Source organism: Paracoccus sanguinis, assembly GCF_900106665.1.
GTDB lineage: Bacteria > Pseudomonadota > Alphaproteobacteria > Rhodobacterales > Rhodobacteraceae > Paracoccus > Paracoccus panacisoli.
Genome location: NZ_FNNA01000002.1, coordinates 515,015 through 536,569, shown reverse-complemented (window position 1 = coordinate 536,569; position 21,555 = coordinate 515,015). Strand labels below are relative to the sequence as shown.

Sequence of the window (21,555 nt, the reverse complement as noted above, 5' to 3'; positions counted from 1 at the left end):
AGGCGTGGCCGTGAAGATACTCTGCCTCGGCGGTGGCCCTGCGGGGCTCTATTTCGCCATCTCGATGAAGCTGCGTGACTCCGCGCACGAGGTCACCGTGCTCGAGCGGAACCGGGCGCGCGACACCTTCGGCTGGGGGGTGGTGCTGTCGGACGACGCGCTCGGGCGGATGCAGAAGAACGACCCCGCCTCGACCGAGGCGATCCGCAGCCATTTCGCCTATTGGGACGACATCGCCGTGATCAAGGACGGCGTCCGCACCGTCTCGGGCGGGCACGGCTTCGCCGGCATCGGGCGGCGGCAGATGCTGATCCTGCTGCAGGACCGGGCCCGCGAACTCGGCGTCGACCTGCGCTTCGAGACCGAGTTCACCAGCGTCGAGGCGCTGCGGGGCGACTATGACCTCGTGGTCGGCTCCGACGGCATCAACTCGGTCGTGCGCCGCGAATATGCCGAGCATTTCCGCCCCGACATCGACACGCGGCTCTGCAAGTTCGTCTGGCTCGGCACGCACCAGAAGTTCGACGACGCCTTCACCTTCATCTTCGAGCGCACCCCGGCGGGCTGGATCTGGGCCCATGTCTACCAGTTCGACGACACCACCGCGACCTTCATCGTCGAGACGACGCCCAACGTGTGGGACGCGCTCGGCTTTGCCGACATGAGCAAGGAAGAGACGGTCGAGACCTGCCGGCGCATCTTCGAGCGACATCTGGGCGGGCACGAGCTGATGTCGAACGCCGCCCACCTGCGCGGCTCGGCGGTGTGGATGCAGTTCCCGCGGGTGATCTGCGAGACGTGGCACCACGAGAACGTCGTGCTGATGGGCGACGCCGCGGCGACCGGGCATTTCTCGATCGGCTCGGGCTCGCGGCTCGCCTTCGACAGCGCCATCGCACTGGCCGAATACCTGCACTCGGAACCGACGATGGAGGCCGCCTTCCAGCGCTACCAGGACGAGCGGCGGCTCGAGGTGTTGCGGCTGCAATCGGCGGCCCGCAACAGCCTTGAGTGGTTCGAGCAGGTCGGCCGCTACCTCGACTTCGAGCCGGTGCAGTTCGCCTATTCGCTGCTCACCCGCAGCCAGCGGATCAGCCACGAGAACCTGCGCCTGCGCGACCCCGCATGGCTGGGCGCGGCCGAGGACTGGTTTCAGTCGCGGGCCGGGGGCGCGCCGGGCCGGGCGCCCATGTTCGCCCCGTTCCGGCTGGGGGACATGACGCTCAAGAACCGCGTCGTGGTCTCGCCCATGGCGCAGTACCGGGCCGAGGACGGCTGCCCGACCGACTGGCACCTCGTCCATCTGGGCGAGCGCGCGAAGGGTGGCGCCGGGCTCGTCTACACCGAGATGACCTGCGTTTCGCCCGAGGGCCGGATCACCCCCGGCTGCCCCGGCCTCTACGCGCCCGAGCACGAGGCCGCCTGGCGCCGGATCGTCGACTTCATCCATGCCGAGACGGACGCACGGATCTGCTGCCAGATCGGCCACGCCGGGCGCAAGGGCTCGACCCGGCTGGGGTGGGAGGGGATGGATCAGCCGCTCGAGACCGGCAACTGGCCGCTGATGTCGGCGAGCGCGATCCCCTGGGCCGAGGGCAGCGCGACGCCTGCCGAGATGACGCGCGCCGACATGGACCTGGTGCGCGACCAGTTCGCCGCGGCGACCGAGATGGCCGCCCGTGCCGGCTTCGACATGGTCGAGTTGCACGCGGCGCACGGCTATCTCGTCTCGTCCTTCATCTCGCCCGCGTCGAACCGGCGGACGGACGAGTATGGCGGCAGCCTCGAGAACCGGCTGCGCTGGCCGCTCGAGGTGTTCCGGGCGATGCGCGCGGCCTGGCCCGCGGGCAAGCCGATCGCGGTGCGGATCAGCGCCACCGACTGGCTCGACGCCGAGGGCGTGACGCCGGAAGAGGCGGTCGAGATCGCGCGGGCCTTCCACGACGCGGGCGCGGACCTCTTCGACGTGTCCGCCGGGCAGACCTCGATCGCGGCGCGGCCGGTCTATGGGCGGATGTTCCAGACGCCGTTCTCGGACCGCATCCGCAACGAGCTGTCGATCCCGACGATGGCGGTGGGCAACATCACCGAGCCGGACCACGTCAACTCGATCCTGATGGCGGGGCGCGCCGATCTGGTGGCGATCGCGCGGCCGCATCTGGCCGACCCCTACTGGACACTGCACGCTGCCGTGACGCTGGGCGACGAGGCCGAGCCGTGGCCTAAGCCCTACCTCGCCGGCCGCGACCAGGCCTATCGGCTGCGCGCCCGCGAGCAGGAGGCGATCCGTGCCTGACGCGGCCCGCCCCCTCGCCGGCCGCCGCGCCCTGATCACCGGGGGCGGCACTGGCGTGGGCGCCGACCTCGCGCGCGGGTTCGCAGGCGCGGGGGCCGAGGTCGTGGTGGCGGGGCGCCGCCGCGATCCGCTCGACCGGGTCGCGGCCGAGACCGGGGCGCGGGCGCTCACCTGCGACGTGACGGATGAGGCGAGCGTTGCGGCGCTGTTTGAGGCCGCCGGGCGCTGCGACATCGTGATCGCCAACGCCGGCGCCGCCGACAGCGCGCCCTTTGCCAGGCTCTCGCGCGACCAGTTCGACGCGGTGCTGGCGGTGAACCTGACCGGCACGTTCCTCACCCTGCGTGAGGGGCTGCGGCGGATGGAGGGCTGGGGGCGGCTGATCGCAGTCGCCTCGACCGCCGGGCTCAAGGGGTATCCCTATGTCGCCCACTACACCGCCGCCAAGCACGGGGTGGTGGGACTGGTGCGGGCGCTGGCGCAAGAGCTGGGGCCGCGGGGGATCACCGCCAATGCGCTCTGCCCCGGGTTTCTCGACACCGAGATGACCGAGCGGACGCTCGACACCATCACCCGCACGACCGGCCGCGACCGCGAGGCGGCGAAGGCCGCGCTGGTTCGCGCCAATCCCCAGCGCCGGCTGGTGGCGCCGTCCGAGGTCACCGCCGCCGCCCTCTGGCTGTGCAGCGAGGGGGCCCGCGGCGTGAGCGGCCAGGCCATCGCCATCGACGGGGGCGAGACATGAGCGCCCGCCCCGATGCGCCGACGCTGGCCACCGACCCGCTGTCCAAGCGGCGGCTGAGGCTCTGGATCCGGCTCCTCGGCGTCACCCGCCGGGCCGAGGGCGAGCTGCGCGACTTCCTGCGCCGCGACCACGCCACGACGCTGCCCCGCTTCGACGTGATGGCGGCGCTCTGGCGGCAGGAGCAGCCGATGACGATGACCGAGATCAGCCGCTGGCTGCTCGTCTCGAACGGCAACGTGACCGCGGTGGTGGACCGGCTCGAGGCCGAGGGGCTGGCGGTGCGGCTGCCCTGCGACTCCGACCGGCGCGCGGTGCGGGTGGCGTTGACCGACGCGGGCCGGGCGCGCTTCGACGCCATGGCGCGCGCCCACGAGCAGGAGATCTCGCGCATCTTCGCCCCGCTCGACGAGGCCGATCTGGCCGAGATGCGCCGCATCCTGCGCAAACTGGAGCCTGCCGCATGACCCACGACCTTCTGCCCCGCACCGAGATGGCCGGCCTTCGGCCGACGCACTTCCAGTGGGAGATGCGCGGCCGGGTGGCGGTGATCCGGCTGGCCCGCCCCGAGCGCAAGAACCCGCTGACCTTCGCCAGCTACGCCGAGCTGCGCGACACGTTCCGCGCGCTCGCGGTGGCGACCGACGTGGATGTGGTGGTGCTCGCCTCGAACGGCGGGAACTTCTGCTCGGGCGGCGACGTGCACGAGATCATCGGCCCGCTGGTGGGGATGGAGATGACGGACCTGCTGGCCTTCACCCGGCTGACCGGCGATCTGGTCCGGGCGATGATCCACTGCAACCGCCCGGTGATCGCCGCGGTCGAGGGCGTGTGCGTCGGCGCCGGGGCGATCATGGCGATGGCCGCCGACCTGCGGCTGGCCGCGCCGGACGCCAAGGCGGCGTTCCTCTTCACCCGCGTCGGGCTGGCCGGCTGCGACATGGGGGCCTGCGCGATGCTGCCGCGGATCATCGGGCAGGGGCGGGCGGCCGAGTTGCTCTACACCGGCCGGTCGATGTCGGCGGACGAGGGCGAGCGCTGGGGTTTCTGGAACGCGGTCCACGAGGATGTCGAGGCCGCCGCGCTGGCGCTGGCCGAGCGGATCGCCGCGGGGCCGGTCTGGGCGCACGGGATCACCAAGACGCAGCTCAACCAGGAATGGAACATGGGGCTGGACCAGGCCATCGAGGCCGAGGCGCAGGCCCAGGCGATCTGCATGCAGACCCGCGACTTCGCCCGCGCCTACCACGCCTTCGTGGCGCGCGAGACGCCGGTGTTCGAGGGGGACTGAGGGACATGGCCGACCGCAGCTTTCTCGACTGGCCGTTCTTCGAGGACCGCCACCGCGACCTGGCCGGGGCGCTCGACGACTGGGCGGGGCGCGAGCTTGGCGCCGTCGACCACGCCGACACCGATGCCGCCTGCCCCGATCTGGTGGCGCGGCTGGGGGCGGGCGGTTGGCTCACCCACTCGGGCGGCGAGGCGATCGACCTGCGGACGCTCTGCCTGATCCGCGAGACGCTGGCGCGCCACGACGGCCTCGCCGATTTCGCCTTTGCCATGCAGGGGCTGGGGATGGGGGCGGTGAGCCTGTTCGGCACGCCCGAACAGCGCCGCTGGCTCGACCGGACGCGGGCGGGCGCGGCGATCTCGGCCTTTGCGCTGACCGAGCCGGGGGCGGGGTCGGACGTGGCCCAGACCGCGACCACCGCGCGGCGCGAGGGCGAGGACTGGGTGCTCGACGGCGAAAAGACCTATATCTCGAACGGCGGCATCGCCGATGTCTATGTGATCCTCGCGCGCAGCGGCGAGGCACCGGGCGCGCGCGGTCTCTCGGCCTTCCTAATGCCCGCCGACACCCCCGGCCTGAGCATCGCCGAGCGGATCGAGGTGATCGCGCCGCATCCGCTCGCCCGCCTCAGGCTCGACGGCGTGAGCCTGCCCGCGGGGGCGCTGATCGGCGAGGCGGGGGCGGGGTTCAAGGTGGTGATGGCGGTCCTCGACCTCTTCCGCGCGACCGTGGGGGCCGCGGCGCTGGGGTTCGCGCGCCGGGCGCTCGACGAGGCGCTGGCGCGGGTCCACCGGCCGCGCCCCGGCGGCGGGCGGCTGATCGACCACCAGATCGTCGAGGGGCATCTGGCCGACATGGCGCTGGAGATCGACGCTGCGGCGCTGCTGATCTACCGCGCCGCCTGGACCCGCGACGTCCTGCGGCCCGCCCGCATCACCCGCGAGGCGGCGATGGCCAAGCTCTACGCGACCGAGGCCGCGCAGCGGGTCATCGACACCGCCGTGCAGCTTCACGGCGGCGACGGGGTGCGCCACGGCGAGACCGTCGAGCGCCTCTACCGCGAGATCCGCGCGCTCAGGATCTATGAGGGCGCCAGCGACGTCCAGCGCATCATCATCGCCCGCGCGGTCGCGGGCGGCTTTCAGGGAGGGGAGAGATGAGCGACCTGCAAGGCGGGATCACCCGCAACGGCGAGGCCTATCACGGGCGCGAGCTGAACATCCTCGGCCAGCGCTATTTTCCCAAGGCGAGCTGCGACGCGAGCTTCGCGTTCGAGACGAACAGCGAGCCGGGGCAGTTCGTGCCCGTCCACATCCACCCCACGCAGGACGAGTTCATCCTCGTGCAGGAGGGGCAGCTCGAGCTGAAGCTGGACAGCCAGTGGACGACGGCGAAGGCGGGCGATCTGGTGCGGATGCCGCGCGCCGTCCCGCACGGCTATTTCAACAAGTCCGACACGCCGGCGCGGGCGCTCTTCTGGGTCTCGCCCGCGGGCCGGCTCGAGGCGCTGTTCGAGGTGCTGCACGACATGACCGACGTGGACGAGGTGGTGCGCGTCCGCGCCGCCCACGAGGTCGATTTCCTGCCGCCCGAGGCCAACGAATGAGCTACCGGCGGACGATCCCGGTCGAGTTCAATCACTGCGATCCGGCCGGGATCGTGTTCTACGCGCGATATTTCGAGATGACCAACTCGGTGTGCGAAAACTTCTTCGCCGAGGTGGTGGGCCGCAGCTACGCCGAGGTGATGGCGGCGGGCGAGGGCGCCCCGACCGCCCGGCTCGAGGCCGATTTCCGGCTGCCCTCGCGGCTCGGCGACCGGCTCGACTGGACGCTGACGGTGCTGCGGGTCGGGCGGTCGAGCCTCGATCTGGCGCTGACGGCGCGGGTGGGGGCGGGCGACACGCGGCTCGAGGTGCGCAAGACGCTGGTGTGGATCGGCCGGGGCGGCAAGCCTGCCGCCTGGCCCCGAGAGATGCGGGCCCGGCTCGAGGCCGCAAGGGAGCATGGCGATGAGTGAAAGTCCGCACGAGTTCCTGAACCCCGAGGGCTGGAAACCCGCCCAGGGCTACGCCAACGCGGTCGTCTCGCGCCCCGGCACGACGATCTGGCTGGGCGGGCTGGTCGGCTGGGACGAACAGCAGGTCTGGCACAGCGACGATTTCATCGAGCAGACCGACCGCATCCTTGGCGCGATCGTGGCGCTTCTGGCCGAGGCGGGGGCGGGGCCCGAGCACCTGACCCGGATGACCTGGTTCGTGGTGGACAAGCAGGAATACATGAGCCGGCTGCGCGACCTGGGCGCCGTCTACCGCAAGCACCTGGGCCGGCACTACCCGGCGATGGCGCTGGTGCAGGTGGTGGCGTTGGTCGAGGACCGCGCCCGGCTCGAGATCGAGGCGACGGCGGTGGTGCCCGACGCGGGCCCCGCGGCGGGGGAGGGCGGGCGATGAACGAACCCCTCGGCCCCTCGGGCCACGAGGACAGCTTTAGCCGCGACAACCTGCCCCCGGCCGCGCTCTGGCCGAAGATCGACCTCGGGCCGTTCCGTTACCCCGAATGGCTGAACATCGGCCACGAGCTGACCGACCGGATGGTCCAGCACGGCCACGGCGACCGCGTGGCGCTGATCGGCAACGGCCGCCAGCGCACCTACAAGGAGCTGTCGGACTGGACCAACCGCATCGCCCGCACGCTGGTCGAGGATTACGGCGTCAAGCCCGGCAACCGGGTGCTGATCCGCTCGGCCAACAACCCGGCGATGGTGGCCTGCTAGCTGGCCGCGACCAAGGCGGGCGCCGTCGTGGTCAACACCATGCCGATGCTGCGCGCGGGCGAGCTGGCCAAGATCGTGGACAAGGCGCAGGTCAAGTTCGCCCTCTGCGACACGCGCCTGATGGAGGAGATGATCGCCGCCAAGGCGCTGGCGCCGGTGCTCGAGACGGTGGTGGGCTTCGACGGCAGCGCCAACCACGATGCCGAGCTGGACCGCGCGGCGCTGGGCAAGCCGGTGCGCTTCGACTGCGTGCAGACCGGGCGCGACGATGTGGCGCTGCTGGGGTTCACCTCGGGGACGACCGGGGCGCCCAAGGCCACGATGCATTTCCACCGCGACATCCTGATCATCGCCGACGGTTACGCGCGCGAGGTGCTGCAGGTCACGCCCGAGGACGTGTTCGTCGGCTCTCCGCCGCTCGCCTTCACCTTCGGTCTCGGCGGGCTCGCGGTGTTCCCGCTGCGCTTCGGCGCGGCGGCGGCGCTGCTGGAACAGGCGAGCCCGCCCAACATGGTCGAGATCATCGAGCGCTACCGGGCCACGATCTGCTTCACCGCCCCCACCGGCTATCGCGCGATGCTGTCGGCGATGGACGCGGGCGCGGACCTGTCGAGCCTGCGTGCCGCCGTCTCGGCCGGCGAGACGCTGCCCGCGCCGGTCTATGAGGAGTGGAAGGCCCGCACCGGCAAGCCGATGCTGGACGGGATCGGCTCGACCGAGATGCTGCACATCTTCCTCACCAACCGCTTCGACGACCACCGCCCCGGCTGCACCGGGCGGCCGGTCAGCACCTACCGGGCGATGATCGTCGACGACGAGGGGCGCGAGGTGCCGCGCGGCACGCTCGGCCGGCTGGCGGTGCAGGGGCCGCTGGGGTGCCGTTACCTCGCCGACCCCGACCGGCAGCGCGACTACGTCAAGGGCGGCTGGAACCTGACCGGCGACAGCTTCACCCAGGACGACGAGGGGCGCTTCCACTTCGCCGCCCGCAACGACGGGATCATCCTCTCGGCCGGCTACAACATCGCCGGCCCCGAGGTCGAGGCGGCGCTGCTGTCCCACCCCGCCGTCGCCGAATGCGCGGTGATCGGCGCGCCCGACCCCGAGCGCGGCGAGATCGTCGAGGCCCATGTCGTCCTGCGCGAGGGGTTCGAGGCCGACCGGCTGATGGTCCGTGACCTGCAGGATCACGTCAAGCGCAGCATCGCCCCCTACAAATACCCCCGCAGCGTGGTGTTCTGCGCCGCCCTGCCCAAGACCGAAAGCGGCAAGATCCAGCGCTTCCGCCTCAGGGAGGGGGGCTGATCGCGGCGCCCGCCGGGGCGTCCGGGCTTTACAGCGGGGCGCGCGCCCGTCCTTCTACACGCGCGGGGCGGCGGCGCACGGGCCGCCGGAATGTCACAAGGCGGGGCAACGTCCCCGCGCACACAGGAGAGGAAAGACCATGAAACTCATCACCACCCTGGGCGTCCTTGCGGCGCTGAGCGCGGGCACCGCGATGGCCGGCCCGGTCAAGATCGGCATGATCACCACGCTGTCGGGCGGCGGCGCGGGCCTCGGGATCGACACCCGCGACGGCTTCGACCTCGCCCTCAAGCTGGCGGGGGACAAGGCCAGGGACATCACCGTGGTCACCGAGGACGACCAGCAGAAGCCCGACGTGGCGGTGCAGATCGCCGACAAGATGATCCAGCAGGACGGCGTCGACCTGCTGACCGGGATCGTCTGGTCGAACCTCGCTATGGCGGTGGTCCCGGCGGCGGTCCAGCAGGGCAAGTTCTACGTCTCGACCAACGCCGCGCCCTCGGCGCTGGCGGGCGCCCAGTGCAACAAGGACTACTTCGCCGTCAGCTACCAGAACGACAACTTCCACGAGGCCGCGGGTCAGGCGGCGACCGACGCCGGCTACAAGAAGGTCTTCGTGATGGCGCCGAACTACCCGGCGGGCAAGGACTCGCTTTCGGGCTTCAAGCGCTTCTACAAGGGCGAGCTGGCGGGCGAGGTCTATACCCAGGTCGGCCAGACCGACTACGCCGGCGAGATCGCCCAGATCCGCGACTCCGGGGCGGATGCGGTGTTCTTCTTCCTGCCCGGCGGCATGGGCATCTCGTTCATGAAGCAATACGCCACGAGCGGCGTCAAAACCCCGCTGATCGGCCCGGCCTTCAGCTTCGATCAGGACATCCTGCCCGCCGTCGGCGACGCGGCGCTGGGGGTCAAGAACACCGCAAGCTGGTCGCCCGACCTCGACAACGAGGCCAACAAGACCTTCGTGGCCGAGTTCCAGAAGGCCTACAACCGCCTGCCCTCGGTCTATGCGGCGCAGGGGTATGACACCGCGAACCTGATCCTGTCGGCGGCCGCCAAGGCCGAGGTCAGCGACCACGACGCCTTCCGCACCGCGCTCAAGGCGGCCGAGTTCCCGAGCGTGCGGGGCAAGTTCAGCTTCGGCCCGAACCAGCACCCGATCCAGGACCTCTATGTCCGCGAGGTCATCAAGAACGACCAGGGGGTGCTGACCAACAAGATCGTGGGGACCGCCCTGACCGACCACGCCGACGCCTACGCGGCCGAGTGCAAGATGTAGGACGGCTGCGCGCGCCGGGGCCGGGGTGGGGATGACCTCATGCTGATCGTCGAACAGCTTCTCAACGGGCTGCAATACGGGATGACGCTGTTCCTGATGGCGGCGGGCCTGACGCTGGTGTTCGGCGTCATGGGGCTCATCAACCTCGCGCACGGCTCGCTCTACATGATCGGCGCCTTCGCCTGTGCGGTGGTGGCGCGCGAAACGGGCAGCTTCGCCCTCGGCGTCGCGGCGAGCCTTGCCGCCGCGGCGGCCGCGGGCGCGCTGGTCGAGGCGGTGGTGATCCGCCGCCTCTACGCCCGCGACCACCTCGACCAGGTGCTCGCGACCTTCGCGCTGATCCTGATCGCGTCCGAGGGGATGCGCTGGATGTTCGGCTCGTTCCCACTTTACCTCACGCTGCCCCCGGCCCTGTCGGGTACGGTGACGCTGCCGGGGGGGCTGGTCTATCCGGTGTTCCGCCTCGGCGTGATCGGGGTGGGGGCGCTGATCGCCGCGGGGCTCTTCCTGCTGATGACCCGCACCCGGCTGGGCGCCCGCATCCGCGCGGGCGAGGCCGACCGCGAGATGATCGGCGCGCTCGGCGTAGACATCGCCCGGCTCTACACCGTGGTCTTCGCGCTCGGCGCCGCGCTCGCGGGGCTGGCCGGCGCGCTGGTCGGCGCCGTGCAGTCGGTGCAGGTCGGGATGGGCGAGCCGGTGCTGATCCTCGCCTTCGTCGTCGTGGTGATCGGCGGGATCGGCTCGATCGGCGGGGCGTTGGTCGCGGCGATCCTCGTCGGCATGACCGAGAGCCTCGGCCGGGCGCTGCTGCCCGGGCTGCTCGCCCGCATCATGCCGACGGCCGAGGCCAACACGCTGGGCGCGAGCCTCGCCTCGATGTCGATCTATCTGCTGATGGCGGCGGTGCTGCTGTGGCGGCCTGCGGGCCTCTTCGGGGTGCGGGCGTGAGCCGGGCGTCCCTCGTCAACGCCGGGCTGCTGGCGCTGCTGATCGGCGGCGGGCTGGCCGCGCACTGGACCGGCCACGGCTTCTGGGTGACGCTCGCCACCAAGGCCGCGATCCTCGCGCTCGCCGGGGTCGGGCTGAACCTCGTGCTCGGCTACGGCGGGCTGGTCAGCTTCGGCCATGCCGCCTTCTTCGGCATCGGCGGCTATGTCACCGGGGTGCTGGCGAGCCACGCCATGTCGGGCGAGCCGATCCTGGGCAGCCTGCCCGGCACCACCGACCTGCTGGTGATCTGGCCCGCGGCGATGGCCGCGGGGGCGCTCGCCGCGCTGGTGATCGGGGCGCTGAGCCTCAGGACCTCGGGCGTCTATTTCATCATGGTGACGCTGGCCTTCGCGCAGATGATCTACTGGTTCGCGATCGGCTGGCCGGCCTACGGGGGCGAGGACGGGCTGTCGTTCTATGTCCGGAACCGCCTGCCGGGGCTGGCGACGATGAACCCGCTGACCTGGTTCGGGGTCTGCGTCACGCTGCTGCTGCTGGCGCTGGCGCTGGTCGCGGTAATGATGCGGGCGCGCTTCGGCCTGGCGCTGCAGGCGGCGCGGCGCAACCCGCAGCGGGTCACCGCGGTCGGCATCCGCCCCTTCGGCATCCGACTGACCGCCTTCGTCATCTCGGCCGCGATCACGGCGCTGGCGGGCTCGCTCTACGCCGATCTCAACCGCTTCATCTCGCCAGCCGCGCTCAGCTGGCACATGTCGGGCGAGATCATGGTCTTCGTCATCCTCGGCGGCGTCGGGCGGCTGATGGGACCGCTGGCGGGGGCCATGACCTATGTGATCCTCGAGCATCTGGTCGGCGGCGTCAGCGAATACTGGCAGGCGCTGCTCGGGCTCGCGCTGCTCGGCATCGTGATGTTCGCGCCGGGCGGCATCGTCGGCATCCTGAGCGGACGGGGGCGCAGCCATGACTGAGCCGGTCCCCCAGCCCGTGCCGCTTGCCGAGCCGATCCTCGACATCCGCGGGTTGCGCAAGTCCTTCGGTGCCCTGACCGCCACCGACGACGTCTCGCTGACCCTGCGGGCCGGAGAGATCCACGCCCTGATCGGCCCCAACGGCGCCGGCAAGTCCACGCTCATCAAGCAGATCACCGGCGAGCTGCGCCCAGACGCGGGCACGGTGCGGTTCCGCGGCCGGTCCATCGACGGGGTGGATGCGGCGGGGCGCGCGCGCCTCGGCCTCGCCCGCAGCTTCCAGGTCAGCCAGGTGATCGCGGACTTCACCGTACTGCAGAACGTCGTGCTGGCCGAGCAGGGGGCCAGCGGGCACAGCTTCCGCTTTCTGCGCCCGGTGCTGGGCGACCCCGCGCTGACCGGCCCGGCCAGGCGCCACATCGCCGCCGCCGGGCTGGCGGGGCGCGAGACGGTGCCGGCCGCGACGCTCAGCCACGGCGAGCGTCGCAAGCTCGAGATCGCAATGGCGCTGGCGCTGCACCCGCAGCTCTTCCTGCTGGACGAGCCGATGGCGGGGATGGGCGGCGAGGGGGCGGGGCAGCTCGTGGCGCTGCTCTCGGCGCTCAAGGCCGAGGCGCCGATCCTGCTGGTCGAGCACGACATGGACGCGGTCTTCGCGCTGGCCGACCGGGTCTCGGTCCTCGTCGCCGGGCGAATCATCGCCAGCGGCGCGGTCGAGGCGATCCGCCGCGACCCCGAGGTGCGCCGCTCGTATCTGGGAGAGGACGAGTGAGCGCGCTTCTGGAAACCGCGGGGCTCGAGGCCGGCTATGGTCCGGTGCAGGCGCTGTTCGGCGTCGATCTGGCGCTGGCACCCGGCGAGGTGCTGGCACTGATGGGCCGCAACGGCATGGGCAAGACGACGACGATCCGCGCGATCTGCGGGCTGACACCCCCCACCGCCGGGCGCGTCAGCCTGGACGGGCGGCCGCTCGGGGGGCTCGCCCCGCACCGCATCGCCCGGCTGGGCGTCGGCCTCGTCCCCGAGGGGCGGCGCTGCTTCGCGCCGCTCACCGTGGCCGAGAACCTGGGCGTGGCCGCCCGCCCCGGCCCGTGGGACCGGGCGCGGGTCGAGGCGCTGTTCCCGCGCCTCGCCGAGCGGCGGGGCCAGCGCGCGGCGACGCTGTCGGGGGGTGAGCAGCAGATGCTCGCCATCGGCCGGGCGCTGATGACCAACCCGCGGCTTCTGATCCTCGACGAGGCGACCGAGGGCCTCGCCCCCGTGGTCCGGCAGGAGATCTGGGCCGCCATCGTCCGGCTCAAGCAGGACGGGCAGTCGATCCTGCTGGTGGACAAGAGCCTGCGCGAGTTGCGCCAGATCGCCGACCACGCGGTGATCCTCGAACGCGGGCGCAGCATCTGGCACGGGCGCCTCGAGGCGCTGACCGAGGATCAGGCGAACGACTGGCTGGGGGTGTAGCGCCGGGTGCACCGGCGGGTGCAGCGACCGGCGCGGCACCGGCGAACGCAAAGGGCCGGCCCCGAAGGACCGGCCCTTTTGACGTTGGAGCGGGCGATGAGATTCGAACTCACGACCCTAACCTTGGCAAGGTTATGCTCTACCCCTGAGCTACGCCCGCGCTCCGTTCCCGGCGGCGTCCGCTGCCGGTGACGGGTGATGTAGAGAAGCCCGCGGGGGGCTGCAAGAGGAAATTTGGTGCGTGACGCAGAGGCGCGTGATCGGCGTCGAAAGGCGCCGGGGTTTGCGCGCCGAAACCGGCCGCACGACGCCGGCGTGTCCGACGTCATTCAGCAGCACCCGGTCCGCGCACCGGCCCCCCTGTCACCACGCGTAGCCCCTGACACGCCACCCGACGCCCGGTCACGTCTCCGCGCGGCCCGCCGCCCGTCCGCTTGACACCGTCCCCCGCACTCGCCCTTATGGCCGCGCATCACCGCCCTGAGCCCCGAGGAAACGCCATGTCCGGCCGCGACGAGATCGCCGAGTTCGTTCGCACCGGCGTGAGCGCCGGGCAACCGGCCGACGCGCTCGCCGCGGCGCTCGGCTCGGCCGGATGGTCGCCGACCGAGGTCGCCGCGGCGCTTGACGCCTGGGCGCCCGGCCCCGCGGGGCTGCCGCCGGTGCCGCGCCCGCGGGCCTATGTCTCGGCGCGCGAGGGGTTCGTCTACGGGCTGCTGTTCCTCATTCTGGGGTGCATCTGCTGGCACCTCGCCATGCTCGGCTTCAAGATCGTCGACCAGCTCATGCCCGACCCGACCGACCGCTACGGCCTGCTCGTCCGGTCGATGCGCTGGAACATCGCGGTCCTGATCCCGACCGTGCCGCTGTTTTTGTGGCTCAACCGCCGGGTGGCGCGGCAGAGCGCGGGCGACCCGGGGCGCCGCCGCTCGCTGGTGCGCAAGTGGTTCGCGGCGATCACGCTGCTGCTCGCCTCGCTGGCGCTGCTCGGCGATCTGGTCGCGGTCGTGAACGCGCTGCTCGAGGGCGAGCTGACCGGCCGATTCGCCGCCAAGGCGCTGTTGATCGCGGTGATCGGTGGGCTGGCCTTCGCCTATTACCGGGACGAACTCGATGACCGCTGATCCGCGCCGCTCGCCCCAGGGCTGGGCCAGCCTCGCCATCGCCGGGTTGGCGCTGGTCCTCGTCATCGCCGGGCTGGCTCTCGGCGGCGGCCCGTCGCAGGCGCGCAAGGAACGCCGCGACTCGGCGCGGCTCGACGACCTGAATCGCCTGGCACTGCACGTCGAATGCCTCTCGCGCGAGGGCAATAGCCGGGTCATGCCCGCGGCGCTGACCGAGACCGAGGCCTGCCCCGGGCCGCTGCCGCTGACCGACACGGCCACGGGCGCCGCCTATCGGTTCGAGCGGGTGGACGACGTCCACTACCGCCTCTGCGCCGACTTCGAGCTGCAGCCCCAGGCGATCCCCTTTCGCTACCGCTTCGGGCGCGAGCGCGACGGCGACTGCATCGCTCGCGAACTGCCGCCGGTGCCCGAGACGCGGCCCGACGCTGGTGTCCAGGCCGACGTGCAACCGGCCAACTGACCCCCGCGCGCTCCCGCTTCTTTCTTGCCCAAATATCCCCGCCGGAGGCCACGGCCCGTCAGGGCCGTCCCCTCACTCCAGCTCGATCAGCAGGTCCTTGGCGTCGATCTGCTGCGCGGGCGCGACGTGCACCGCCTTGACCACCGCCGCCCGGTCGGCGTGGATGCCGGTCTCCATCTTCATCGCCTCGATGGTCAGCAGCAGGTCGCCCGGCTTGACCGAGGCCCCCGGCTGCACCGCCACGCTCGCCACCACGCCGGGCATCGGCGCGCCGATGTGGGCGGGGTTGGCCGGATCGGCCTTGACCCGTGCCGCCGCCCGCGCCTTGACCGAGCGGTTCGGCACCCGGACGCTGCGCGGCTGGCCGTTGAGCTCGAAGAACACCTTGGCCTCGCCCGCGTCGTCGGTCTCGCCCACGGTCAGCAGGCGGATTTCCAGCGTCTTGCCGGGGTCGATCTCGGCCACGATCTCCTCACCCGGCTCCATCCCGTAGAAGAAGGCGAGCGTCGGCAGCGTGCGCACCGGGCCATAGAGGCGGTGGCGCTCGGCGTAGTCCTGAAAGACCTTGGGATACATCAGCCAGCCGTTCAGGTCCTCGTCGTCGATCTCGGCGTCGAGCTTTTCGGCCAGCCCCGCCCGCGCCGCCTCGAGGTCCACTGGCGGCAGATGCGCGCCGGGCCGGTCGGTGATCGGCGCCTCGCCCTTCAGCACCTTGGCCTGCAAGGCCGCGGGCCACCCGCCCGGCGGCTGGCCGAGGTTGCCGCGCATCATGTCCACGACCGACTCGGGGAAGGCGACCTCGACGGCCGGGTCCTCGACCTCGGCGCGGGTCAGCCCCTGGGCCACCATCATCAGCGCCATGTCGCCCACCACCTTGGAGGACGGCGTCACCTTGACGATGTCGCCGAACATCTGGTTGGCGTCGGCATAGGCCTGCGCCACCTCGTGCCAGCGCTCTTCGAGCCCGAGGCTGCGGGCCTGCGCCTTGAGGTTGGTGAACTGGCCCCCCGGCATCTCGTGCAGCCAGACCTCGGACGCAGGCGCCCGGCCGCCGGCCTCGAAGGCCGCGTACTGGTCGCGCACCCGCTCCCAATAGTTGGAGATCTCGCGGATCGCGGCGATGTCGAGCCCGGTGTCGCGCGGCGTGTGCGCCAGCGCCTCGACGATCGAGCCGAGGCAGGGCTGCGAGGTGCCGCCCGAGAACGCATCCATCGCCGCGTCCACGCAGGCGACCCCGGCCTCGGCCGCGGCCAGCACCGTCGCCCCGGCAAGGCCCGAGGTGTCGTGGGTGTGGAAGTGGATCGGCAGCCCCACCTCATCCCGCACCGCGGCGAAGAGCGCGGTGGCGGCGGCGGGCTTCAAGAGCCCGGCCATGTCCTTGACGCCCAGCACATGGGCGCCCGCGTCGCGCAGCGCGGTCGCCGTCTCGACATAATAGCGCAGGTCGTACTTGGCCCGGTCGGGGTCGAGGATGTCGCCGGTATAGCAGACCGCCCCCTCGCAGAGCTTGCCCGAGTCGAGCACCGCGTCCATCGCCACGCGCATGTTCTCGACCCAGTTCAGCGAATCGAACACGCGGAACACGTCGACGCCCGAGACGGCGGCCTGGCGCACGAACTCCTGCACGACGTTGTCGGGGTAGTTGGTGTAGCCGACCCCGTTCGAGGCCCGAAGCAGCATCTGCGTCATCACGTTCGGCATCGCCGCGCGGATGTCGCGCAGGCGCTGCCAGGGGCATTCCTGCAGAAAGCGATAGGCCACGTCGAAGGTCGCCCCGCCCCAGCATTCGACACTGAAGAGGCCCGAGAGGTTCGCCGCATAGGCCGGCGCCACCCGGATCATGTCGATCGAGCGCATCCGGGTTGCCAGCAGCGACTGGTGCCCGTCGCGCATCGTGGTGTCGGTGACGAGCAGCCGCGTCTGCCGGCCCATCCAGTCGGCCACCGCCTGCGGCCCCTCGCGCTCGAGCATCTGGCGCGTCCCGTCCGGCACAGTGCCCCGCGGGGCCGGGGGGACCGGCGGCCGGGCCAGCGCCGGGCGCGGGCGGCCCGCCGTCTCGGGGTGGCCGTTCACGGTGATGTCGGCCAGATAGGTCAGGATCCGCGTCGCCCGGTCCTTGCGGGGGGTGAAGTCGAACAGCTCGGGCGTCGTGTCGATGAACTTGGTGGTCGCCGCATCGGCCAGAAACACCGGGTGTTTCAGCAGGTTGATCACGAAGTCGATGTTGGTCGAGACGCCGCGGACGCGGAACTCGCGCAGCGCCCGGTCCATCCGCCGGATCGCCGCCTCGGGCGTCTGCGCCCAGGCCGTGACCTTGACCAGGAGCGAATCGTAGAACCGGGTGATGACCGCGCCGGCATAGGCCGTGCCGCCGTCCAGCCGGATGCCGTTGCCGGTGGCGCTGCGATAGGCGCTGATCCGGCCGTAGTCGGGGATGAAGTTGTTCTGCGGGTCCTCGGTCGTGACCCGGCACTGGATCGCGTGACCCGACAGCGCGATGTCCTCTTGCCGGGCATGGCCGGTCGCCTCGGAGAGCGTCGCGCCCTCGGCGATGCGGATCTGGGCCTGCACGATGTCGATGCCGGTGACCTCTTCGGTCACGGTGTGCTCGACCTGGACGCGCGGGTTCACCTCGATGAAGTAGAACTGCTGCGAGTCCATATCCATCAGGAACTCGACCGTGCCGGCGTTGCGATAGCCGACCGCGCGGCCGATCCGCAGCGCCAGGTCGCAGACCTCGGCGCGCTGCGCGTCGGTCAGATAGGGGGCCGGGGCGCGCTCGACGACCTTCTGGTTGCGGCGTTGCACGGTGCAGTCACGCTCATAGAGGTGATAGAGCCCGCCGTGGCTGTCGCCCAGAAGCTGCACCTCGACGTGGCGGGCGCGCTGGATCATCTTTTCCAGATAGCCCTCGCCGTTGCCGAACGCGGCCTCGGCCTCGCGCCGGCCCTCGCGCACCTTCTCGGCCAGCTCGGCCTCGGCGGCGATGGGGCGCATCCCGCGCCCGCCGCCGCCCCAGCTGGCCTTGAGCATCAGCGGATAGCCGATCTCGGCGGCCTGCCGGCGGACCGCCTCCATGTCGTCGCCCAGCACCTCGGTCGCGGGAATCACGGGCACGCCGGCCGCAATGGCCACCCGCCGGGCGCTGGCCTTGTCGCCGAGCGCGCGCATCGTCTCGGCCGTTGGGCCGATGAAGGCGATGCCGGCGGCGGTGCAGGCGTCCACGAACTCGGGGTTCTCGGACAGCAGCCCGTAGCCCGGGTGGATGGCGTCGCAGCCCGCCTCGCGCGCGACGCGGATGATCTCGGGGATCGAGAGATAGGCCGCGACCGGCCCCAGCCCCGCGCCGATGCGGTAGGCCTCGTCGGCCTTGAAGCGGTGCAGGCCGAGCTTGTCCTCTTCGGCGTAGACGGCGACGGTGCGCTTGCCCAGCTCGGTTGCGGCGCGCATCACCCGGATGGCGATCTCGCCGCGGTTGGCGATCAGGATCTTCTCGAACATCGGGCGGCACCTCGCTGGGAACCCGGCCGACCTTAAGCGGCGGCGGCGCCGGGGCAACCCCCGCCGCGGGGGTGCGGGGGGTGCGGGGGGTGCGGGGGTGCGGGGGTGCGGGGCGTCAGCCCGGCAGCTCGTCCAACGGCGCGAAGCCCGCGGCACGCGCGCGGGCGAGGTCGCCGGCGGCGATCCCGATCACCCAGACCCGACCGTCCCCGCCGCCGCAGACCGCCGGGCGCATCATCCCGTCCTGCGCCGTGCGCGCCGGCCCCGCCGGGGTGACGCCCGCCGCGACCAGCCGCGCAGCGGCCTCGGCCGCGCTGATCCCCGATCCGGGCTCGCACTGGACCGACCCCGCGGGGGTCCAGACCTCGACCCGCTCGCCGGTCGGGGCGGCCGGGGTGCACCCGGCAATGAGCGCGGTGAGCAGGGCGAGGCGGATCATGGCGGTCTCCATCCCTCAGCGCCGGGCGGCGAAGAACCCGCGCAGGAGCGATTGCGCAGCGCCGGCGGCGATGCCCTCATAGACCTCGGGCCGGTGGTGGCACTGCGGGTGGTCGAACACCCGCGCCCCGTGCGCCACGCCCCCCATCCGCGGGTCCGGCGCCCCGTAGTAGAGCACGGCGATCCGCGCCGCGGCAATCGCGGCGGCGCACATGGGGCAGGGCTCGAGCGTCACCCACAGCCGGTAGCCCGGCAGACGCTCGGACCCCGCCGCCGCGCAGGCGGCGCGGATCACGAGGATCTCGGCGTGGGCGGTCGGATCGGACAGCTCGCGCGTGCGGTTGCCGTCGGCCGCCACCACCCGGCCCGCGGGATCGCAGAGCACCGCGCCCACCGGCACCTCGCCGCGGGTCGCGGCGGCGCGGGCCTCGGTCAGGGCGTCGTCCATGCGGCTAGTGAACATGGCCCCCGCATGGCCCGTCCGCGGCTGCGGCGCAAGAACCGCTTTCGCCCCCCGGGCGTTCGGCCTAAGACAGCCGCTTGCCACCGCAGCGATGCGCAGGAGATCGCCATGACCGAAGACCCCCGCAACCCCGACGACACCGCGTCCACCGACGCCCCGCGCCCCGAGCTTGAGGGCGAGCGCGAGACCGTGACGGGCGCGGCCGGCCCCGACCCGCGCCCGGCCGATCGGCCCGACGCCGACGAGCCTGACCTTGGCGCCGACCCCGAACCGGCCGAGTCGCTCGACGACCCGGTCGCGCCCGAGGGGCAGGCCGACCCCGAGTCCGACCCAGAGTCCGACCCCGAGTCCGACGACGAATACGCCGAGATCTACGGCGACGACCCTGACGACGCCGAGGGGCTTGCCACCGACGACGCAGGCGAGGACGCCTCCGACCACGACCACGACGACGACGACGACGACGAGGCCGACAGCGACGACGAGGCCGGCGGCGACGAGAGCGACGAGGTCGACGACGACGCCGAGGACGCGGACTCCGCCGCCACGGCCCGCGCATCGACCCCGAAAGCGCCCCAGACAGACGCCGCGTCCGCCGGCGCGGGCGAGCGCATCGCCAAGGTCATGGCCCGCGCCGGGATCGCCAGCCGCCGCGAGGCAGAGCGCATGATCCTCGAGGGCCGCGTCTCGGTGAACGGCGCCACGATCTCGAGCCCCGCGCTCGACGTGCAGCGCAGCGACAAGGTGCGGGTGGACGGCAAGCCGCTCGAGGCGCCGCAGGAAACCCGGCTCTGGATGTATTACAAGCCAGTCGGGCTGGTGACCTCGGACGCGGACGAGAAGGGGCGGCAGACGATCTACGACGCGCTGCCCCGCGACCTGCCGCGGGTGATGAGCATTGGCCGGCTCGACCTCAACTCGGAAGGGCTGCTGCTGCTGACCAACGACGGAGAGCTGAAGCGGCGGCTGGAACTGCCCGCGACCGGCTGGCTCAGACGCTACCGGGTACGGGTCAACGGCCAGCCGACCGAGCTGACCTTCGACCCGCTGCGCCGCGGCGCGGTGATCGACGGCGAGGCGTTCCAGCCGATGGAGGTCAAGCTCGACAGCCAGAAGGGCGCCAATGCCTGGCTGACGGTCGGCATCCGCGAGGGCAAGAACCGCGAGATTCGCCGTGCGATGGCCCATGTCGGGCTGGTGGTGAACCGGCTGATTCGAGTCAGCTACGGCCCTTTCCGCCTGACCGGGATGGAGGCGAACGAGGTCCGCGAGGTGAAGCGGCGGATGCTGCGCGACCAGCTCGGCGGGCTGCTGACCGGCGAGAGCGACGACGCCGCGCCCGCACCACGCGGCGAGGGCGCCCGTGGCGGCGTCCGCCCCGACCGCCCCCGCGCCGACCGATCCGCGCCGCGCGGCGCCCCCGGCGACCGCCCGCGCCCCCCGCGCGAGGGGTTTGGCGACCGCAAACCGCGCCCGGCGCGCGACGGCGAGGGCTACGGTGATCGCCCCCGCGCGCCGCGCGAGGGGTTCGGGGACCGCAAGCCGCGTCCGCCGCGCGATGGCGAGGGGTACGGCGACCGTCCGCGCGCACCGCGCGAGGGGTTTGGCGACCGCAAGCCACGCTCGCCACGGGATGGCGAGGGCTACGGAGATCGCCCCCGCGCGCCGCGCGAGGGCCACGCCGACCGCAAGCCGCGTCCACCGCGTGACGGTGAGGGTTACGGCGACCGTCCGCGTCCGCCGCGCGAGGGGTTCGGCGACCGCAAGCCGCGTCCGCCGCGCGACGGTGAGGGCTACGGCGACCGTCCGCGCGCCCCGCGCGAGGGCTACGCCGACCGCAAGCCGCGCCCGCCGCGCGATGGTGAGGGCTACGGCGACCGCCCGCGCGCCCCGCGCGAGGGTTACGCCGACCGCAAGCCGCGTCCGCCGCGGGACGGTGAGAGCTACGGCGACCGTCCGCGCGCCCCGCGCGAGGGCTACGGCGACCGCAAACCCCGTCCCGTCCGGGAGGGCGAGGGCTTTGGCGACCGCAAGCCCCGTCCCGTCCGGGAGGGCGACGCGCCGACAGCGCGCAAGCCGCGCTGGGGGGCGGCGGATCGGGCCGAGGGCGGCAGCCGTCCGGCTCGCAGCGGCGCAGGGGCGCCGGGCGCAGGGGCGCGCGGGCCTCGCGCCGACGGCGGCAAGCCGGGCGGACCCCGGCCGTTCGCCGGCAAGCCGGCCGGGGGCAAACCCGGGGGCAAGCCCTTCGGCGGCAAGCCGTCCGGTCCGCGTCCGTCCGGGGGCAAGCCGACGGGTGGCAAGCCGGGCGGGCCGCGCGGTACCGCGCCGGGCGGGCGCCCGGGTCCGGGCGGCCCGCGTCCTGGCGGTCCCCGGCCGGGTGGTCCGGGCAAGCCGCGCGGGCGGGGCTGACACAAGAGAAAAACGAGGGGGCGCCGCAAGGCGCCCCTGTCGATTCGGGGCAATGGACGGGAGCGTCGGCGCGGGCGAAAAGCATC

At 72.4% G+C, this 21,555-nt stretch carries 19 protein-coding genes, 1 tRNA gene and 2 pseudogenes; 18 read left to right on the top strand and 4 right to left on the bottom strand.

From position 1 onward, the window contains the following. Positions 1 to 10 precede the first annotated feature (10 nt). The 15 genes and pseudogenes from BLW17_RS09090 (at position 11) to BLW17_RS09025 (ending at position 13,071) form a co-directional block, all read left to right on the top strand. Entirely contained in the window at positions 11 to 2,296 is a 2,286-nt protein-coding gene (locus BLW17_RS09090; RefSeq protein ID WP_036734265.1) for a bifunctional salicylyl-CoA 5-hydroxylase/oxidoreductase, read from the top strand. Then, entirely contained in the window at positions 2,289 to 3,041 is a 753-nt protein-coding gene (locus tag BLW17_RS09085; protein ID WP_036734238.1) for an SDR family NAD(P)-dependent oxidoreductase, read from the top strand. The genes BLW17_RS09090 and BLW17_RS09085 overlap by 8 nt, the downstream gene beginning before the upstream one ends. After that, a complete protein-coding gene (locus tag BLW17_RS09080) occupies positions 3,038 to 3,505 on the top strand; it encodes a MarR family winged helix-turn-helix transcriptional regulator (protein ID WP_036734240.1) in 468 nt (155 codons plus the stop codon). The genes BLW17_RS09085 and BLW17_RS09080 overlap by 4 nt, the downstream gene beginning before the upstream one ends. Beyond that, entirely contained in the window at positions 3,502 to 4,329 is an 828-nt protein-coding gene (locus BLW17_RS09075; protein WP_036734242.1) for an enoyl-CoA hydratase family protein, read from the top strand. The genes BLW17_RS09080 and BLW17_RS09075 overlap by 4 nt, the downstream gene beginning before the upstream one ends. A gap of 5 nt (positions 4,330 to 4,334) precedes the next feature. Further along, positions 4,335 to 5,489, top strand: a complete 1,155-nt coding sequence (locus BLW17_RS09070) for an acyl-CoA dehydrogenase family protein (protein ID WP_036734244.1) — start codon at positions 4,335 to 4,337, stop codon at positions 5,487 to 5,489. Further along, positions 5,486 to 5,935 (top strand): cupin domain-containing protein, encoded by a 450-nt coding sequence (locus BLW17_RS09065; RefSeq protein WP_036734246.1) that lies wholly within the window; start codon positions 5,486 to 5,488, stop codon positions 5,933 to 5,935. Before BLW17_RS09070 ends, BLW17_RS09065 begins: the two co-directional genes overlap by 4 nt. Next, positions 5,932 to 6,348, top strand: a complete 417-nt coding sequence (locus tag BLW17_RS09060) for an acyl-CoA thioesterase (protein WP_036734248.1) — start codon at positions 5,932 to 5,934, stop codon at positions 6,346 to 6,348. The genes BLW17_RS09065 and BLW17_RS09060 overlap by 4 nt, the downstream gene beginning before the upstream one ends. Continuing rightward, on the top strand, positions 6,341 to 6,781 hold the full coding sequence (locus BLW17_RS09055) for a RidA family protein (RefSeq protein WP_036734251.1): 441 nt from the start codon (positions 6,341 to 6,343) through the stop codon (positions 6,779 to 6,781). The genes BLW17_RS09060 and BLW17_RS09055 overlap by 8 nt, the downstream gene beginning before the upstream one ends. Further along, positions 6,778 to 8,409 (top strand): annotated as a pseudogene (locus tag BLW17_RS09050) (AMP-binding protein). The gene BLW17_RS09055 and the pseudogene BLW17_RS09050 overlap by 4 nt, the downstream one beginning before the upstream one ends. 139 nt (positions 8,410 to 8,548) lie before the next feature. Further along, positions 8,549 to 9,691 carry an ABC transporter substrate-binding protein gene (locus BLW17_RS09045; RefSeq protein WP_036734254.1) on the top strand — a complete coding sequence of 381 codons (1,143 nt, stop codon included), beginning with the start codon at positions 8,549 to 8,551 and terminating at the stop codon, positions 9,689 to 9,691. Between the two features lie 39 nt (positions 9,692 to 9,730). Then, the gene (locus tag BLW17_RS09040) at positions 9,731 to 10,642 is read left to right on the top strand and encodes a branched-chain amino acid ABC transporter permease (RefSeq protein ID WP_036704645.1); all 912 of its coding nucleotides are present in this window, start codon (positions 9,731 to 9,733) and stop codon (positions 10,640 to 10,642) included. Further along, the gene (locus tag BLW17_RS09035) at positions 10,639 to 11,613 is read left to right on the top strand and encodes a branched-chain amino acid ABC transporter permease (RefSeq protein ID WP_036734256.1); all 975 of its coding nucleotides are present in this window, start codon (positions 10,639 to 10,641) and stop codon (positions 11,611 to 11,613) included. The genes BLW17_RS09040 and BLW17_RS09035 overlap by 4 nt, the downstream gene beginning before the upstream one ends. A 94-nt stretch (positions 11,614 to 11,707) precedes the next feature. After that, positions 11,708 to 12,154 (top strand): annotated as a pseudogene (locus BLW17_RS18955) (ATP-binding cassette domain-containing protein); the annotation flags it as partial. Positions 12,155 to 12,160: 6 nt separating this feature from the next. Beyond that, positions 12,161 to 12,385, top strand: coding sequence for an ABC transporter ATP-binding protein C-terminal domain-containing protein (locus tag BLW17_RS18950; protein ID WP_414811464.1), 225 nt, complete (start codon positions 12,161 to 12,163; stop codon positions 12,383 to 12,385). Continuing rightward, positions 12,382 to 13,071, top strand: coding sequence for an ABC transporter ATP-binding protein (locus tag BLW17_RS09025; protein ID WP_036734258.1), 690 nt, complete (start codon positions 12,382 to 12,384; stop codon positions 13,069 to 13,071). The genes BLW17_RS18950 and BLW17_RS09025 overlap by 4 nt, the downstream gene beginning before the upstream one ends. An 85-nt stretch (positions 13,072 to 13,156) precedes the next feature. Here BLW17_RS09025 and BLW17_RS09020 read toward each other — a convergent pair. Then, positions 13,157 to 13,231, bottom strand: a tRNA-Gly gene (locus tag BLW17_RS09020). Between the two features lie 340 nt (positions 13,232 to 13,571). Between BLW17_RS09020 and BLW17_RS09015 the strand changes: the two genes are divergently transcribed. Both BLW17_RS09015 and BLW17_RS09010 read left to right on the top strand, forming a co-directional pair. After that, on the top strand, positions 13,572 to 14,195 hold the full coding sequence (locus tag BLW17_RS09015; RefSeq protein ID WP_036734260.1) for a DUF5671 domain-containing protein: 624 nt from the start codon (positions 13,572 to 13,574) through the stop codon (positions 14,193 to 14,195). Then, complete coding sequence (locus BLW17_RS09010) at positions 14,185 to 14,658, top strand: hypothetical protein (protein WP_036734262.1); 474 nt, start codon at positions 14,185 to 14,187, stop codon at positions 14,656 to 14,658. Before BLW17_RS09015 ends, BLW17_RS09010 begins: the two co-directional genes overlap by 11 nt. 72 nt (positions 14,659 to 14,730) lie before the next feature. On the opposite strand, the gene BLW17_RS09005 is transcribed toward BLW17_RS09010, so the two are convergent. From BLW17_RS09005 to BLW17_RS08995, 3 genes are all read right to left on the bottom strand, one after another. Next, complete coding sequence (locus BLW17_RS09005; protein ID WP_036734264.1) at positions 14,731 to 18,159, bottom strand: pyruvate carboxylase; 3,429 nt, start codon at positions 18,157 to 18,159, stop codon at positions 14,731 to 14,733. 115 nt (positions 18,160 to 18,274) lie between these two features. Beyond that, positions 18,275 to 18,598: a hypothetical protein gene (locus tag BLW17_RS09000; RefSeq protein ID WP_139305963.1), complete on the bottom strand. Its 324-nt coding sequence runs from the start codon at positions 18,596 to 18,598 to the stop codon at positions 18,275 to 18,277. A gap of 15 nt (positions 18,599 to 18,613) precedes the next feature. Continuing rightward, on the bottom strand, positions 18,614 to 19,060 hold the full coding sequence (locus BLW17_RS08995) for a nucleoside deaminase (RefSeq protein WP_036736333.1): 447 nt from the start codon (positions 19,058 to 19,060) through the stop codon (positions 18,614 to 18,616). Positions 19,061 to 19,168: 108 nt separating this feature from the next. Between BLW17_RS08995 and BLW17_RS18885 the strand changes: the two genes are divergently transcribed. After that, positions 19,169 to 21,469, top strand: coding sequence for a pseudouridine synthase (locus BLW17_RS18885; RefSeq protein ID WP_074826453.1), 2,301 nt, complete (start codon positions 19,169 to 19,171; stop codon positions 21,467 to 21,469). Positions 21,470 to 21,555: the final 86 nt, after the last annotated feature.

Bases quoted from the DNA above. Each gene is read 5' to 3' on its own strand.
- BLW17_RS09080 (WP_036734240.1), top strand. From the start codon at position 3,038: ATGAGCGCCCGCCCCGATGCGCCGACGCTGGCCACCGACCCGCTGTCC.
- BLW17_RS09075 (WP_036734242.1), top strand. From the start codon at position 3,502: ATGACCCACGACCTTCTGCCCCGCACCGAGATGGCCGGCCTTCGGCCG.
- BLW17_RS09070 (WP_036734244.1), top strand. From the start codon at position 4,335: ATGGCCGACCGCAGCTTTCTCGACTGGCCGTTCTTCGAGGACCGCCAC.
- BLW17_RS09065 (WP_036734246.1), top strand. From the start codon at position 5,486: ATGAGCGACCTGCAAGGCGGGATCACCCGCAACGGCGAGGCCTATCAC.
- BLW17_RS09060 (WP_036734248.1), top strand. From the start codon at position 5,932: ATGAGCTACCGGCGGACGATCCCGGTCGAGTTCAATCACTGCGATCCG.
- BLW17_RS09055 (WP_036734251.1), top strand. From the start codon at position 6,341: ATGAGTGAAAGTCCGCACGAGTTCCTGAACCCCGAGGGCTGGAAACCC.
- BLW17_RS09045 (WP_036734254.1), top strand. From the start codon at position 8,549: ATGAAACTCATCACCACCCTGGGCGTCCTTGCGGCGCTGAGCGCGGGC.
- BLW17_RS09040 (WP_036704645.1), top strand. From the start codon at position 9,731: ATGCTGATCGTCGAACAGCTTCTCAACGGGCTGCAATACGGGATGACG.
- BLW17_RS18950 (WP_414811464.1), top strand. From the start codon at position 12,161: ATGGCGGGGATGGGCGGCGAGGGGGCGGGGCAGCTCGTGGCGCTGCTC.
- BLW17_RS09015 (WP_036734260.1), top strand. From the start codon at position 13,572: ATGTCCGGCCGCGACGAGATCGCCGAGTTCGTTCGCACCGGCGTGAGC.
- BLW17_RS09010 (WP_036734262.1), top strand. From the start codon at position 14,185: ATGACCGCTGATCCGCGCCGCTCGCCCCAGGGCTGGGCCAGCCTCGCC.
- BLW17_RS09005 (WP_036734264.1), bottom strand. From the start codon at position 18,159: ATGTTCGAGAAGATCCTGATCGCCAACCGCGGCGAGATCGCCATCCGG.
- BLW17_RS09000 (WP_139305963.1), bottom strand. From the start codon at position 18,598: ATGATCCGCCTCGCCCTGCTCACCGCGCTCATTGCCGGGTGCACCCCG.
- BLW17_RS08995 (WP_036736333.1), bottom strand. From the start codon at position 19,060: ATGTTCACTAGCCGCATGGACGACGCCCTGACCGAGGCCCGCGCCGCC.
- BLW17_RS18885 (WP_074826453.1), top strand. From the start codon at position 19,169: ATGACCGAAGACCCCCGCAACCCCGACGACACCGCGTCCACCGACGCC.